We start from the raw sequence: 13299 nt of genomic DNA, 5'->3' as shown, positions 1-13299 counted from the left end.
GAGCAGTCGGAGCAGCGGAGGAGAAGCGGCATGTACAAGGCCCCGGTCGACGACATTTCGTTCACGCTCAAGCATGTCGCCGGGCTCAAACCGGCGCTCGACAGCGGCGCGTTCGGCGACCTCGGCGAAGACCTTGTCGACGCCATCCTGGCCGAGGCCGGCCGCTTCGCCAGCGAGGAAGTGGCGCCGCTCTACAAGATCGGCGACGAGCACGGCGCGGTGCTGAAGGATGCAGCCGTGACCATGCCGCCCGGCTGGAGGGCGCTTTACCGCAGCTGGATCGGCGGTGGCTGGAACGCGCTGTCCGGACCGGAAGAATTCGGTGGCCAGGGCCTGCCGACCATGCTCGGCGTTGCCGCGCTCGAAATGTGGAACTCCGCCGCCATGGCCTTCGGCATCGGCCCGACGCTGACCATGGGCGCCGTCGAGGCGCTGGACAAGCATGCCTCCGAAGCGCTGAAGGCAAAGTATCTGGCAAAGCTCGTCTCCGGCGAGTGGATGGGGACGATGAACCTGACCGAGTCGCAGGCCGGTTCCGATCTCGCCGCCTTGCGCAGTCGCGCCGAGCCTGCCGGCGACGGCACCTACCGCATCTTCGGCCAGAAAATCTTCATCACCTATGGCGAGCATGATTTCACCGACAACATCATCCATCTGGTGCTGGCGCGGCTGCCCGACGCACCGGCCGGCACGCGCGGCATCTCGCTGTTTTTGGTGCCGAAATTCCTGGTCAATGATGACGGCTCGCTCGGCGCCCGCAACGACGTCTTCTGTTCCGGCCTCGAGCACAAGCTCGGCATCCATGCCTCGCCGACTTGCACCATGATCTATGGCGACGGGTTCCAGGGTGCTGCGCCCGGCGCCATCGGTTGGCTGATAGGCGAGGAGAACAAGGGGCTCGCCTGCATGTTCACCATGATGAACAACGCGAGGCTTTGCGTCGGCATGCAGGGCGTGGCAGTGGCCGAAGCCGCGACGCAGAAGGCGATCGCCTATGCCAATGAGCGCCGCCAGGGCAAGGCATCGGACTTTTCAGGCGCCGGGATGGCGCCGATCGTCCATCACCCCGACGTGCAGCGCAATCTCTTGACCATGAAGGCTTTGACCCAGATCGCCCGCGCCATCTCGTATTCCTGCGCCTATGCCATCGACTTCGCGCGTGTGTCGACAGGCGAGGAGGCCGCGCATTGGCGCGATCGCGCCAATCTGCTGACGCCGCTGGCCAAGGCCTTTTCCACCGATATCGGCGTCGATGTCGCATCGCTCGGCGTCCAGGTCCACGGCGGCATGGGCTTCATCGAGGAGACGGGCGCGGCCGCGCTCTATCGCGACGCCCGCATTGCGCCGATCTATGAAGGCACCAACGGCATCCAGGCGATCGACCTTGTAGCCCGCAAATTGCCGCTTGGCGGCGGCGAGCATGTGCATGGCTATATCGCCGAACTGAAGGCCATCGCCGACGAGGTGCGGACCTCGAACCTGCAGGGCTTCGGCCGCACCGCCGAAGCGCTTGACCAGGCGTTCGACGATCTCACCGAGGCGACGCGCTTCCTGCAGAAGCTGCTGGCCGACGGCCGTCTGGACGAAGCGCAAGCCGGTGCAACCCCCTATCTCAGGCTGATCTCGCTTGCTGCCGGCGGCGCTTATCTGGCGCGTGGCGGACTTGCCCAGCAGAGCCGCATCGCCCTTTGCCGCTTTTTCGCCGAAAACCTGCTCGGCGAAGTCAGCGCCTTGAAGGAACGCGTCATCGATGGCGCCGAGAGCCTCGCTACCGCCGGCAAGGCGCTGATAACGGCCTGAATACCAGAGCGCTCACCAGGGAAGAATGACCGTGACAGACCATATTCTCGTCGAGCGCCAGGGCGCCATCCAGATCATCCGCATGAACCGTCCCGACAAGAAGAACGCACTGACGCGCGCCATGTACGCGACAATGTCCAAGGCGCTGGCCGATGGCGATGCCGATCCGGCGGTCCGCGTCCATGTCTTCCTCGGTGTTTCAGGCGCCTTCTCTTCCGGCAACGATCTCGCCGATTTCCTGGTCATCGCCACCGGCGGTGAAGGCGGCAACGAGGTCTGGGACTTCCTGATGGCGCTGGCCAAAACGGAGAAGCCGATGGTCTCCGGCGTCGACGGCATTGCCGTCGGCATCGGCACCACGCTCAATTTGCATTGCGACCTGACTTTCGCCACGCCGCGCACGGTGTTCCGCACACCATTCGTCGACCTCGGCCTGGTGCCGGAGGCGGGCTCCAGCCTGCTGGCGCCGCTCATCCTCGGCAGGCAGGGCGCCTTCGCGCTGCTTGGGCTCGGCGAAGGTTTTTCCGCCGAACGCGCCAAGGCCGCCGGCCTGATCTATGAGGTGGTCGAGGAGGGCGGGCTAGAAGCCGCGGTACTCGCCGCGGCCGGCGCGATCGCCGCCAAGCCGCCGCAGGCGCTGAAGATTGCGCGTGACCTGATGCGCGCCCCGCGCGACGAGCTTGTCGCCCGCATCAAGGTGGAGAGCGAGCATTTCTCCGAGCGGCTGAAGTCCGACGAAGCGCGCGCCGCGTTGACGGCCTTCATGACGCGCAAGAAGGCCTGAACTTATCCTCAGGGATAAAGCCGTGTCTTGTCCCAGCCGCCTTCGGCGTTGCGCGAAAAGACCAGCCGATCGTGCAGCCGGAATGGCCGGTCGTGCCAGAACTCGATCGCCTGCGGCACGATGCGGAAGCCCGACCAGTGCTTTGGCCGCGGGATTTCGCCGATAGGGTAGCGCGCCGTGTATTCGGCCACCGCCTTCTCCAGGGCAAAGCGGCTTTCCAGCGGCCGCGACTGTTTCGAAGCCCATGCGCCGATCCGGCTGCCGCGCGGCCGCGTCGCGTAATAGGCGTCGGCTTCAGCGTCGCTGACGATCTCCACCGGACCGCGTATGCGCACCTGGCGGCGCAGCGATTTCCAGTGGAAGCACATCGCCGCCTTCATGCTGCCAAGAATCTCGCGGCCCTTGGCGCTCTCGAAATTCGTGTAGAAGACAAAGCCGCTTTCATCGAAACCCTTGAGCAGCACCATCCGCACATCCGGCATGCCGTCGGCATCGACGGTTGCAAGTGCTACGCCGTTGGCGTCGTTGATTTCGCTTTTCTTGGCGTCCTCCAGCCACTCAGCAAAGAGCCGGAACGGCTCGGCGGCTTCGGTAAAGTCACTACTTGTTAACTCAGTGTCACTCATAGTTTTTCTCAAATTGTCTCGAGCTTCAGGAGGTTGCCGATTGTCGCGTATCGCGCAAGCTTTTGACAGCGGGCAATGGAGCGTTATCGCTTCGGCCAGTTCGAAAGCCGTGATCGTGATTATCGCACTGCCGCTTGCCGCCTGCGGCGCCGGCGGCTTCAGCCTGGAAAAGGCCGAGGTCGATCGTTCCATCGTCACCTCAAGCGCGCCGGCGAGGGTGACATCGACGGACGCCGACAGCGCTTCCGACCAGACCACGATCGGCAATGCGGTGTCTTCGGCCGACATCGAGGAGCTTCGCGGCCAGGCCGTGCCGTGGGCGAATGCCGACACCGGCTCGCGGGGCTCCATCACCGAACTCGCCGAAGTGCAGGACAACGGCCAGGCCTGCCGCAGCTTTACCGCCTCGCGCGAAAGCTTCGACGGCGTCGCTTTGTTCAAGGGGCAATTGTGCATCGCCGCGGCCGGCGGCTGGCACATGCAGGACTTCAAACCGCTCTGATTTTTCGAGGTTTGCGGGCGCTGCAATTTCAACCCTCGATAAGCCTGTGCGCCACTGGAATTTCTTCCTATGGGAGCGCATATAAAGGCCAACGTGGATTTAACTCATTTTCCAGGGCAGGACGCATGCGCGACCCCTATGAGGTGCTGGGCGTTGCCAAGAACGCATCGGCCAAGGACATAAAATCGGCCTACCGCAAGCTCGCCAAGAAGTATCATCCGGACCAGAATCCGAATGATCCCAAGGCCAAGGACCGTTTTGCCGCCGCCAATCAGGCCTATGAGGTCGTCGGCGACGAGAAGAACCGTGCGGCCTTCGACCGCGGCGAGATCGACGCCGACGGCAAGCCGAAATTCCAGGGCTTCGAGGGTGCAGCCGGCGGCGGCGATCCGTTCGGTGGCTTCCGCCGCCAGCAGGGCGCCGGCGGCTCGCGCTTCGAATTCCGATCGGGGCGTCCGGGCGGCGATCCGTTCGACGGCAACAGCGACATTTTCAGCCAGATCTTCGGCGACGCCTTTTCCGGCGCGCGTGGCGCCGGAACAGGCGACCGCCGCCAGCAGGCGACCGCCGCCGATCTCAACGTGACGCTCGACGTCACCATCGAGGAGATAGCGACCGCCGAAAAGGTGACGGCGATGTTCCCCGACGGCCGCAAGATTGCGGTCAAGCTGCCGGTCTATGTCGAGGACGGACAGACCATCCGGCTGAAGGGCCAGGGCGAGCAGGGGCCGGGACAGCCGGGCGATGCGCTGGTCAAGATCCGTATCCGCAGGCACCCGCGCTACCGCATCGAGGGCCGTGACCTGCATGCCGATCTGGAGGTAGCGCTTGCCGATGCGGTGCTGGGCGCCAAGGTGCCGGTCGACACGCCGACCGGCAGGCTGGCGGTCAACATTCCGGCCTGGTCGAGCTCCGATAAGGTGCTGCGCCTGAAGGGCAGGGGCTTGCCGGAAAAGGCGGGTGGCCATGGCGATCTCTACGCCCATGTCCGCATCATGCTGCCGGAAGGCGGCGACAGCGAACTCGAAGCGCTGATGCGCAGCCGCAAAGGCTGACGCGGCTGGACTTGTCTGGCTAGCTGCCGGGCGCTGCTTCCTCCATCCGCCGGATGGTTTCGCCGAAGCGGCGCAACGCCTGCCGCACCGGGACATGCGGGCTCTCGATCTCAAGCAGGATCATCGTCTCGCTGCCGAGGAATGCGGCGCTGACCAGGCTGGTTACTTCGGCGGCGGAGAATGGCCCGAGGCCGCCGAACCGCCGCTCCGCCTCTTGCGCCAGTCCGTCCAGCAGTTCGAACCAGCCGCGCAGGTCGCGGCGCACCGCCTTGGCGATCTCGGGGCTCGACAGGCTTGCCGCGATCATCTCGTGCAGGATCCGGACATAGCCGGACGCCAGATCATCGTCGAGGAAATCGCAAGCGCGCTCCCAGCGTTGCCACAGCGGCATAGGTGCCGCAAAAGTCTCCGCCTGGCGCTTCAGCAGGCCCTCGTTCAGATGGTCGAGCAGGGCCAGGAACAGCCGTTCCTTGGAGCCGAAATGGTAATGGATCTGGCTGAGCGGAACGCCGGCGATCTCGGCAACGCGGCGCGTCGACAGATCGGCATAACCGCCTCGATGGAGGCATAACTCGGCGGCCGAAATCAGTTCGGCGCGCGTGTCGCGCTTTTGCTTGTTCTGCGGCGGGGTAACGGCTTCGGCAGCGTCCGTCATGCGGCGTGGCTGCCGCTGTTAGCGGTGCAATCTGGGCGGATCATAGCTTCTCCTGTCCGGGGCTGGACGTCCCTCCACTCTATCTCGGTCGAGCGACCGATCAAGTTGACTCGCTAGAAAATTTATGGTTTTTGACGCTGAATTCGGTCGACCGACCGAATCCTGATGCTTGCATGGAGGGCACTCATGGCGGGCGTAATCACCCTTATCTACGGCGTTGCCGCATACCTGATTTTTCTCGGTTCGTTTCTCTATGCGGTCGGTTTCGTCGGCAACATGGTTGTGCCGAAATCGATCGATTCCGGAGTCGCTGGAAGTCCGGTCGAAGCCGTCATCGGCAATGCACTGCTGCTCGGCCTTTTCGCCGCCCAGCACAGCATCATGGCGCGGCCGGTTTTCAAGCGCTGGTGGACACGGATTGTCCCGCACGCGGCCGAACGCAGCACCTATGTGCTTTTGGCCAGCCTCATCCTGCTGCTGCTCTACTGGCAATGGCGGCCGATTCCCGGTCTCGTCTGGACGGTCGAGAACCCGGTCTGGGTCGCCGTCATCCATGGCGTGTTCTGGCTTGGCTGGGCGGTATTGTTGACCAGCACCTTTCTGATCAACCATTTCGAACTGTTCGGCCTGCGCCAGGTTCTCGCCGCTTTGCGCAAGAGCGAACCGGCGCCGCCCGTGTTCAGGACGCCGCTGTTCTACAAATGGGTCCGGCACCCGCTCTATGTCGGCTTTCTCCTCGCCTTCTGGGCGACGCCGTCGATGACATGGGGCCATCTTCTGTTCGCGGCGGGCAGCACCGGCTACATCCTGCTCGGCATCTTCCTCGAGGAACGCGATCTCGTCGCGATGTTTGGCGATCAGTACCGCCTCTACCGCAAGCAGGTGGGAATGCTCATTCCCTGGCGCAAAATGGCGGGATAGGGCCGATGCGGTGCCGGCCAGCCGATTCGGCTGGTCGGCCGGCCCGGGCCGTCAAGGCGCGCTGGCCGCAGTGAGGCGTTCAAATCTCACAACAACGTTATTATCCCCCATTCGTTGTCACGCCGAGTGTCTGAATTGAACGCGCGCCCCGTCTGTGCTTGATGCGCCTTTCTGCCTGTGCGATAGGCACTCCAAAGCAGAAAACCTTTCGGAGAGCGCTGACATGGCGGGTGGACAGGGCCTTATGGCCGGCAAGCGCGGCCTTATACTGGGCGTCGCCAACAACAGATCGATTGCCTACGGCATCGCCAAGGCCTGCGTCGACCATGGCGCCGAGATCGCGCTGACCTATCAGGGCGAGGCGTTCAAGAAGCGCGTCGAGCCGCTGGCTGCGGAACTGGGCGCCTTTGTCGCCGGCCACTGCGATGTCACTGATCCGGCGAGCCTCGACGAGGTGTTTCTCAATGTCGCCAGGCATTGGGACGGCAAGCTCGACTTCCTCGTCCATGCCATCGCCTTTTCCGACAAGGACGAGTTGACCGGACGCTATGTCGAGACGACGCGCGACAATTTCCTGCGCACCATGGACATTTCGGTCTATTCCTTCACCACCATCGCCAAGCGCGCCGAAGCGCTGATGACCGATGGCGGCTCGCTGCTGACGCTGACCTATTATGGCGCTGAAAAGGTCATGCCGCATTACAACGTCATGGGTGTCGCCAAGGCCGCGCTGGAAGCCAGCGTGCGCTATCTCGCCGTCGACCTCGGCGGCAAGAAGATCCGCGTCAACGCCATCTCGGCCGGGCCGATCAAGACCTTGGCTGCTTCGGGCATCGGCGACTTCCGCTACATCCTCAAGTGGAACGAATACAATTCGCCGCTGAAGCAGACCGTCACCCAGGAAGAAGTCGGCGATTCCGCCGTGTATTTCCTGTCGGACCTGTCGCGTGGCGTCACCGGCGAGGTGCACCATGTCGATTCCGGCTATCACGTCGTCGGCATGAAGGCGGTCGACGCGCCGGATATTTCGACCGTCAAGGAATAGTTCTGCCGCGGTTTCCGCCTGCCTGTCCTGATTTCCGGAAGACCCGATGGTTCCGCTCGTCTACATCGTGCGCCATGGCCAGACGCAGTGGAATGCCGAGTCGCGGCTGCAGGGCCAGGCCGACACCGATCTCAACGCGCTCGGCCGCGAGCAGGCGACCCGCAATGGACGGCGGCTGGCCGAACTGATCCAGAACCCTGAGGATTTCGACTTTGTCGCCAGCCCGATGAAGCGGACGCGCGAGACGATGCAGCGGCTACGCTTGGCGATGCAACTCGATCCCGATGCCTACCGCACCGACCCGCGTCTGGTCGAGGTGCACTTTGGCGACTGGCAGGGCTTTACCTATGCCGAACTCGATACGCGAATGCCGGGCTCGGCGAAGGCGCGACGGCGCAACAAATGGAATTTCCAGCCGCCGGGCGAGGGCGCCGAAAGCTACCAGATGCTGCTCGAACGGGTGAAGCCGTGGTTCGACGCGCTCGACCGCCAGACGGTCTGCGTCACGCATGGTGGCGTCGTGCGGACCCTGTTTCGGATGGTCAAGGGTGTTTCCGAACACGAAGCGGCAAACCTGGAAGTGCGGCAGGACCGGGTGCTCAGGCTGCAGGACGGGCGTCTGGATTGGCTTTAGGTTCGAGCAGATAAAAACAGGACGACCGTCCTGTTTATCCGGGCAGGGCTCCGCCGAGCGGCAAGGGCCTGTGCGATGTCGGTGTTACTCGGTGTCGGGCAGTTCCATGTCGGTGACGACGTTCTCGCCATTCGTCACGTCATAGGCAATGACGATATCCATGCCCGGTTTCAGCGAATCGAGATCGGTCTCGGCGTTGAGCTTGAAGGACTTACCGTCCTCCAGCGTCAGCGTCAGCGCGTCCTTGTCGACCTTCTTGATCAGGCCTTCGGTCTGGCCGGCATAGGCGGCGGTGGAAATCAGCAACATGGCGGCAGCAGCGCCAATCAGGGTACGCATCGTCGTCCTCTTTGTCATTGCGCCTGCACGGATGGCGGCGAGCTTTCAACGGGCGGATGGAAGAGAGCAGAAACCAACCGAATGTGTCAAAACTAAAACCGCCGGATCACAGTTTGACCGCTGTGGAAAACGCCAATAGAACGCACCTTTGATCCGGTCCGCTGCCGGGCAGGGCTAAAATTCATGTCTCACAACACGTTCGGCCATCTCTTCCGCGTCACCACCTGGGGCGAAAGCCATGGCCCGTCGCTCGGCTGCGTGGTCGATGGCTGCCCGCCCGGCATCCGCTTCACACGGCAAGAGATACAGGCCGAACTCGACAAGCGCCGTCCCGGCCAGTCGCGTTTTGTGACCCAGCGCCGCGAGCCGGACGAGTTGAACGTGCTATCCGGCTTCATCCTCGACGAGGACGGCGAGACGATGATCACCACCGGCACGCCCGTCTCGATGCTGATCGAGAATGTCGACCAGCGCTCCAAGGACTATGGCGAGATCGCTCGCCAGTACCGGCCCGGCCACGCCGACTACACCTATGACGTCAAATACGGCCTGCGCGACCATCGCGGCGGCGGCCGCTCCTCGGCCCGCGAGACGGCCGCGCGCGTGGCCGCCGGCGCGCTCGCCCGTAAGGTGGTGCCCGGCATGGTGGTGCGCGGCGCGCTGGTGTCTATGGGCGAGAAATCGATCGACCGCGCCAACTGGAACTGGAATTTCATCGGTGACGCCGAAAACCCGTTCTTCACCCCCGATCCGGCCTCCGTTCCGGTCTTCACCAGCTATCTCGACGGCATCCGCAAATCCGGCTCCTCCGTGGGCGCGGTTATTGAAATCATCGCCGACGGCGTGCCAGCCGGCCTTGGCGCGCCGATCTATGCCAAGCTCGACCAGGACATCGCGTCCGGCCTGATGTCGATCAACGCCGTCAAGGGCGTCGAGATCGGCAACGGTTTTGAAGCCGCCCGCATTACCGGCGAACAGAATGCCGACGAGATGCGCATCGGCAATGACGGCAAGCCGGTCTTCCTGTCCAACAATGCCGGCGGCATTCTGGGCGGCATCTCGACCGGCCAGGCGATCGTCGCCCGGTTCGCCGTCAAGCCGACCTCGTCGATCCTGACGCCGCGCAAATCCATCGACAAGGACGGCAACGACGTCAACGTCATGACCAAGGGCCGCCACGATCCCTGCGTCGGCATCCGTGCCGTGCCGATCGGCGAAGCCATGGTTGCCTGCGCCATCGCCGACCATTATCTGCGGCACCGGGGACAGACAGGCCGGGGATTAGGCAGTAGGGATTAGGCAGTAGGCCAGCCCGTCCTTCCTTCCCTAACTCCTACTGCCCAACCCCTATTCCCTGCGAGCGAAGCGAGCCAATGCCATACGATCAGAAGAAAATCGTCGAAGCCATCCGCGCCTTCGAGCGCGGCGAGATCGTCGTCGTCATGGACGATGACGGGCGTGAGAACGAGGGCGACCTGATCGTTGCCGCCGTGCATTGCAGCCCGGAGAAAATGGCCTTCATCATCCGTCACACCTCCGGCATCGTTTGCACGCCGATGCCGCGCGAGGAGGCCAAGCGGCTCAATCTGCAGCCGATGGTCGCCGACAATGATTCCGCCCACACCACGGCCTTTACCGTCAGCGTCGATTTCAAGCATGGCACCACCACCGGCATTTCGGCCGAGGACCGCACGCTGACCGTGCGCAACCTGGCCAACGGCAATGTCGGCGGTTCGGATTTCGTTCGCCCCGGCCACATCTTCCCGCTGATCGCTAGGGAAGGCGGCGTGCTGATGCGTTCGGGCCATACCGAAGCCGCGGTCGATCTCTGCAAGCTTGCCGGCCTGCCGCCGGTTGGCGTGATCTCGGAGTTGGTCAATGACGACGGCACCGTCAAGCGCGGCCCGCAGGTGGCGAGCTTTGCCGAGGAACATGGCCTCAAGCAGGTTTCGGTCGCCGACCTCATCGCCTACCGGCAGCGCAAGGAAACGCTGGTCGAACGCGTCGCCTGCTCCGAAATCGACACACTCGGCGGCAAGGCACAGGTCTTCACCTACACGCTGCCCTGGGATTCCATGCACCATGTCGCGGTCGTTTTCGGCGACATCCGTGACGGCGAGGACGTGCCGGTGCGGCTGCATTCGGAGGATGTGGTGACCGACGTGTTCGGCACCAGCCACCGGCTCGACGCCATTATGAAGGCGATGGGCGAACGCAAGCGCGGCGTCATCGTTTACCTCCGAGAGGGTTCGGTCGGCGTCGCCCATCAGGAGCGCAACCGGCCGATGAGTGCCGACCGTGAGGACCACGAAGAGGCCCGCCGCCGTGAGAACGAGTGGCGAGAAATCGGCCTCGGCGCGCAGATTCTCAAGGATCTCGGCATCTCCTCGATCAATTTGATCGCCTCGCGCGAACGCCACTATGTCGGGCTTGAGGGCTTTGGCATTCATATCGCCAAGACCGAGATTTTCTAGGGGACAGGGGGCGGTCGGATGAGCTTCGAGGCCTATCTCAATTGCTTTGAAGATGGCGAAGAGAGCTACTTCCCCACATCGATCGTCGAGGATGCCTTCGCGCCGTTCGTCACCAGGCGTGAACCTGAATTCACCTGCTGGGTCGTCGCCTATGACGATGCGTCGTCGGCCGACCTCTATCTCAATTTCGACCCCGGCGATGCCTCGCGATGTTCAGGCTTCACCGTCGCGCGGCCGCCCGACGATCCGCGCCTCTACGAAGCGCTGTGGAAAATCCTGCGTGTCACCAGCTCGGTCGTGTATTGCGCCGGAGAATGTCCGCCGATGGTCGGGCGCGCTGAAACCATACCCCATCTGAACCCGGATATGGTTGAGACACTGGGAAGTCCTGTTGTCGTTCTCGATGGAAACGAGATCCGCAAGAGGCTTGAACAGTCGTAGGGAGCCGCGCTCCTTTGGAGAAGCTGCGTCCGATCCGCGTTCCCGACCGGACGCTTGTGCGTTTATTCCGCGGGAACGGCGGCCGCGTCGCATCCGTCCAGCTCGCATGTGTGGGTGGCCAGGCTGCGCTGGCCCAGCAACACCGTGACCAATGCGATGACGCCGGCCGCCACCGAGACCCAGAACCCGTTGCGGGCGCCGAATTCATCCACCACCGCACCGGCGGCAAACGAACCGAGCGCCATGCCGATGCCGATGCCTGTCATCACCCAGGTGATGCCTTCGGTCAGCATCGCTTCCGGCACGTGGCGTTCGATCAGGCCGAAGGCGGTGATGAAGGTTGGCGAGATCGCCACGCCGCTGATGAAAACGGTCAGCGCCAGCAGCGGCACCGTGTCGGCGGTGAGCGGCAGCAATGTGCCGAGCGCAACGAGGGCGACCGCGAGGGCCAACTGGCGCTGCAGCGGCGCTTTCAGGTTGAGCGCACCGACGACGAGGCCGAGCACGAACGATCCCAGCGCATAGACGCCGATGACGAGGCTGGCGGCGCCCGGCTGGCCGAGTTCCTTGGTGATCGCCACCGTGCTCACTTCCGTCGTCGCGAAGGTGGCGCCGACGAAGATCAGGGCGAAGGTGATGATCTGCACCGGCCTGAGCCGGATTGCCGAGCCGCTCGAGACATGATTCACCGGCCGCACTTGTGGTTCGGTCGAACGCTGCAGGATGAAGGCTGCCGAGCCAAGGGCGAGGAATAGCGTGCTGACCAGGACACCGGCTTCCGGGAACAGAGCGGCACTCAAGCCCACCGACAGCGATGCGCCTGCAATGTAGACGAGTTCGTCCGCCGCCGATTCGAAGGCGAATGCGGTGTTCATCTGCGGCCGGCCGCGAAAAATCTCGGTCCAGCGCGCGCGCACCATCGCCGGCATGCTGGGCATGGCGGCGGCCGCCAGTGCCGACACAAACAGCGTCCACACCGGCCAGTCCTGATTGGCTGCGGCAATCAGCACCGCGAAGGCGAGCACGGTGAGGATGGTGGTCGGAATCACGATCCGCGTCTGGCCGAGGCGATCGACCAGCCGTGATATCTGCGGCGCCACGAAAGCGTTGCTCAGCGCGAACGTCGCCGAGACAGCTCCCGCCAGCCAGTATTCGCCACGCGTCTGCGAGAGCATGGCCACGATGCCGATCGGCGCCATGGCGATCGGCAGCCGCGCGAGGAAGCCCGCGGCGGCAAACCCCTTGGCTCCAGGGGCACGAAAGATTTCCGAGTATGGGTTTTGCATGGCTGGTTCCTCGACAAAGGCCAATTCGACAATTACATACGATGCGTATGAATATAGGTAGTCCATACGCCGCGTATGTCAATTGGCATACGTAGCGTATGTGAATAAGGCCAGAACCATGCACAGACCCCGCAAGGAGATGATTGCCGAAACGCGCGCCAAGCTGATCACGGCGGCCCGCAGTGCCTTCGGGACGATCGGCTATGCCGAGGCGTCCATGGATGATTTCACCGCATCAGCCGGGCTGACGCGCGGAGCGCTTTACCATCATTTCGGTGACAAGAAGGGCCTGCTGCAGGCCGTCATCGCCGAAATCGACGGCGAGATGGCGGTTCGCATCAATGAGATCGCGTCGAAAGCGCCGAACCGTTGGCAGCGTTTCGTCGACGAATGCACGGCCTATATCAAGATGGCGCTCGAGCCGGAAATCCAGCGCATCATGTTTCGCGACGGTCCGGCTGTGCTCGGCGATCCGGCGCAATGGCCGAACGCCAATGCCTGCGTCGGCTCGATGACTGATCATCTGACCGCTTTGCAACAGGAGGGGGTGGTCGTCCCCGGCGTCGACCCCGAAACCGCCGCACGGCTGATCAACGGCGCCAGCAGCCAGGCGGCGCAGCGCATCGCCAATTCGAACGATCCCGAAGCCACGTCGAAGACCGTGGTGGCGGCCTTCCAGCAACTGCTCGAAGGCTTGCTCAAAAAGCAGGGTTCGCATCCGGCCTGAAATCTCACGA

At 63.5% G+C, this 13299-nt stretch carries 15 protein-coding genes; 11 read left to right on the top strand and 4 right to left on the bottom strand.

Annotation, left to right across the window (positions count from 1 at the left end; all coding sequences use genetic code 11):
• The first annotated feature begins 30 nt into the window (after positions 1 to 30).
• Together NLY43_RS08525 and NLY43_RS08520 are read left to right on the top strand one after the other, a co-directional pair.
• Entirely contained in the window at positions 31 to 1800 is a 1770-nt protein-coding gene (locus NLY43_RS08525) for an acyl-CoA dehydrogenase family protein (RefSeq protein ID WP_023723280.1), read from the top strand.
• Positions 1801 to 1831: 31 nt separating this feature from the next.
• On the top strand, positions 1832 to 2584 hold the full coding sequence (locus NLY43_RS08520; RefSeq protein ID WP_023709883.1) for a crotonase/enoyl-CoA hydratase family protein: 753 nt from the start codon (positions 1832 to 1834) through the stop codon (positions 2582 to 2584).
• Positions 2585 to 2592: 8 nt separating this feature from the next.
• On the opposite strand, the gene pdxH is transcribed toward NLY43_RS08520, so the two are convergent.
• The gene (gene pdxH, locus NLY43_RS08515) at positions 2593 to 3222 is read right to left on the bottom strand and encodes a pyridoxamine 5'-phosphate oxidase (protein WP_081725434.1); all 630 of its coding nucleotides are present in this window, start codon (positions 3220 to 3222) and stop codon (positions 2593 to 2595) included.
• Between the two features lie 28 nt (positions 3223 to 3250).
• Here pdxH and NLY43_RS08510 point away from each other — a divergent pair, with 28 nt between their 5' ends.
• Both NLY43_RS08510 and NLY43_RS08505 read left to right on the top strand, forming a co-directional pair.
• Positions 3251 to 3712 carry an RT0821/Lpp0805 family surface protein gene (locus NLY43_RS08510; RefSeq protein ID WP_023687129.1) on the top strand — a complete coding sequence of 154 codons (462 nt, stop codon included), beginning with the start codon at positions 3251 to 3253 and terminating at the stop codon, positions 3710 to 3712.
• Positions 3713 to 3837: 125 nt separating this feature from the next.
• Entirely contained in the window at positions 3838 to 4767 is a 930-nt protein-coding gene (locus NLY43_RS08505; protein WP_023692090.1) for a DnaJ C-terminal domain-containing protein, read from the top strand.
• Positions 4768 to 4786: 19 nt separating this feature from the next.
• On the opposite strand, the gene NLY43_RS08500 is transcribed toward NLY43_RS08505, so the two are convergent.
• Positions 4787 to 5422, bottom strand: a complete 636-nt coding sequence (locus NLY43_RS08500; protein WP_023692089.1) for a TetR/AcrR family transcriptional regulator — start codon at positions 5420 to 5422, stop codon at positions 4787 to 4789.
• Between the two features lie 186 nt (positions 5423 to 5608).
• Between NLY43_RS08500 and mddA the strand changes: the two genes are divergently transcribed.
• The 3 genes from mddA to NLY43_RS08485 all read left to right on the top strand — a co-directional run bounded on the left by mddA (position 5609) and on the right by NLY43_RS08485 (position 8022).
• Entirely contained in the window at positions 5609 to 6343 is a 735-nt protein-coding gene (gene mddA, locus NLY43_RS08495; protein WP_023723279.1) for a methanethiol S-methyltransferase, read from the top strand.
• A gap of 223 nt (positions 6344 to 6566) precedes the next feature.
• The gene (gene fabI / locus NLY43_RS08490; protein ID WP_023709881.1) at positions 6567 to 7388 is read left to right on the top strand and encodes an enoyl-ACP reductase FabI; all 822 of its coding nucleotides are present in this window, start codon (positions 6567 to 6569) and stop codon (positions 7386 to 7388) included.
• Positions 7389 to 7434: 46 nt separating this feature from the next.
• Positions 7435 to 8022 carry a histidine phosphatase family protein gene (locus NLY43_RS08485; RefSeq protein WP_023709880.1) on the top strand — a complete coding sequence of 196 codons (588 nt, stop codon included), beginning with the start codon at positions 7435 to 7437 and terminating at the stop codon, positions 8020 to 8022.
• 84 nt (positions 8023 to 8106) lie between these two features.
• Here the strand turns inward: NLY43_RS08485 and NLY43_RS08480 are convergent, their stop codons facing one another.
• Positions 8107 to 8361: a DUF1344 domain-containing protein gene (locus tag NLY43_RS08480; protein ID WP_023685405.1), complete on the bottom strand. Its 255-nt coding sequence runs from the start codon at positions 8359 to 8361 to the stop codon at positions 8107 to 8109.
• A 183-nt stretch (positions 8362 to 8544) separates the two neighbouring features.
• Between NLY43_RS08480 and aroC the strand changes: the two genes are divergently transcribed.
• From aroC to NLY43_RS08465, 3 genes are all read left to right on the top strand, one after another.
• Complete coding sequence (gene aroC, locus NLY43_RS08475; protein ID WP_023709879.1) at positions 8545 to 9660, top strand: chorismate synthase; 1116 nt, start codon at positions 8545 to 8547, stop codon at positions 9658 to 9660.
• A 74-nt stretch (positions 9661 to 9734) separates the two neighbouring features.
• Positions 9735 to 10835, top strand: a complete 1101-nt coding sequence (gene ribB, locus NLY43_RS08470; protein ID WP_023685407.1) for a 3,4-dihydroxy-2-butanone-4-phosphate synthase — start codon at positions 9735 to 9737, stop codon at positions 10833 to 10835.
• An 18-nt stretch (positions 10836 to 10853) separates the two neighbouring features.
• Positions 10854 to 11276: a hypothetical protein gene (locus tag NLY43_RS08465; RefSeq protein ID WP_023685408.1), complete on the top strand. Its 423-nt coding sequence runs from the start codon at positions 10854 to 10856 to the stop codon at positions 11274 to 11276.
• 62 nt (positions 11277 to 11338) lie between these two features.
• On the opposite strand, the gene NLY43_RS08460 is transcribed toward NLY43_RS08465, so the two are convergent.
• Positions 11339 to 12562: an MFS transporter gene (locus tag NLY43_RS08460; protein WP_023709878.1), complete on the bottom strand. Its 1224-nt coding sequence runs from the start codon at positions 12560 to 12562 to the stop codon at positions 11339 to 11341.
• Positions 12563 to 12680: 118 nt separating this feature from the next.
• On the opposite strand from NLY43_RS08460, the gene NLY43_RS08455 reads away from it, so the two are divergent.
• Positions 12681 to 13289 (top strand): TetR/AcrR family transcriptional regulator, encoded by a 609-nt coding sequence (locus tag NLY43_RS08455; RefSeq protein ID WP_023668436.1) that lies wholly within the window; start codon positions 12681 to 12683, stop codon positions 13287 to 13289.
• Positions 13290 to 13299: the final 10 nt, after the last annotated feature.

Origin of the sequence: Mesorhizobium sp. C416B (genome assembly GCF_030323165.1) — a bacterium.
Classification (GTDB): Bacteria; Pseudomonadota; Alphaproteobacteria; order Rhizobiales; family Rhizobiaceae; genus Mesorhizobium.
Note: the sequence above shows the minus strand (reverse complement) of the source record. Positions and strands in the feature narration are given on the sequence as shown.

Bases quoted from the DNA above. Each gene is read 5' to 3' on its own strand.
- NLY43_RS08455 (WP_023668436.1), top strand. From the start codon at position 12,681: ATGCACAGACCCCGCAAGGAGATGATTGCCGAAACGCGCGCCAAGCTG.
- NLY43_RS08480 (WP_023685405.1), bottom strand. From the start codon at position 8,361: ATGCGTACCCTGATTGGCGCTGCTGCCGCCATGTTGCTGATTTCCACC.
- fabI (WP_023709881.1), top strand. From the start codon at position 6,567: ATGGCGGGTGGACAGGGCCTTATGGCCGGCAAGCGCGGCCTTATACTG.
- NLY43_RS08460 (WP_023709878.1), bottom strand. From the start codon at position 12,562: ATGCAAAACCCATACTCGGAAATCTTTCGTGCCCCTGGAGCCAAGGGG.
- NLY43_RS08465 (WP_023685408.1), top strand. From the start codon at position 10,854: ATGAGCTTCGAGGCCTATCTCAATTGCTTTGAAGATGGCGAAGAGAGC.
- NLY43_RS08500 (WP_023692089.1), bottom strand. From the start codon at position 5,422: ATGACGGACGCTGCCGAAGCCGTTACCCCGCCGCAGAACAAGCAAAAG.
- aroC (WP_023709879.1), top strand. From the start codon at position 8,545: ATGTCTCACAACACGTTCGGCCATCTCTTCCGCGTCACCACCTGGGGC.
- NLY43_RS08505 (WP_023692090.1), top strand. From the start codon at position 3,838: ATGCGCGACCCCTATGAGGTGCTGGGCGTTGCCAAGAACGCATCGGCC.
- NLY43_RS08525 (WP_023723280.1), top strand. From the start codon at position 31: ATGTACAAGGCCCCGGTCGACGACATTTCGTTCACGCTCAAGCATGTC.
- mddA (WP_023723279.1), top strand. From the start codon at position 5,609: ATGGCGGGCGTAATCACCCTTATCTACGGCGTTGCCGCATACCTGATT.
- NLY43_RS08485 (WP_023709880.1), top strand. From the start codon at position 7,435: ATGGTTCCGCTCGTCTACATCGTGCGCCATGGCCAGACGCAGTGGAAT.
- ribB (WP_023685407.1), top strand. From the start codon at position 9,735: ATGCCATACGATCAGAAGAAAATCGTCGAAGCCATCCGCGCCTTCGAG.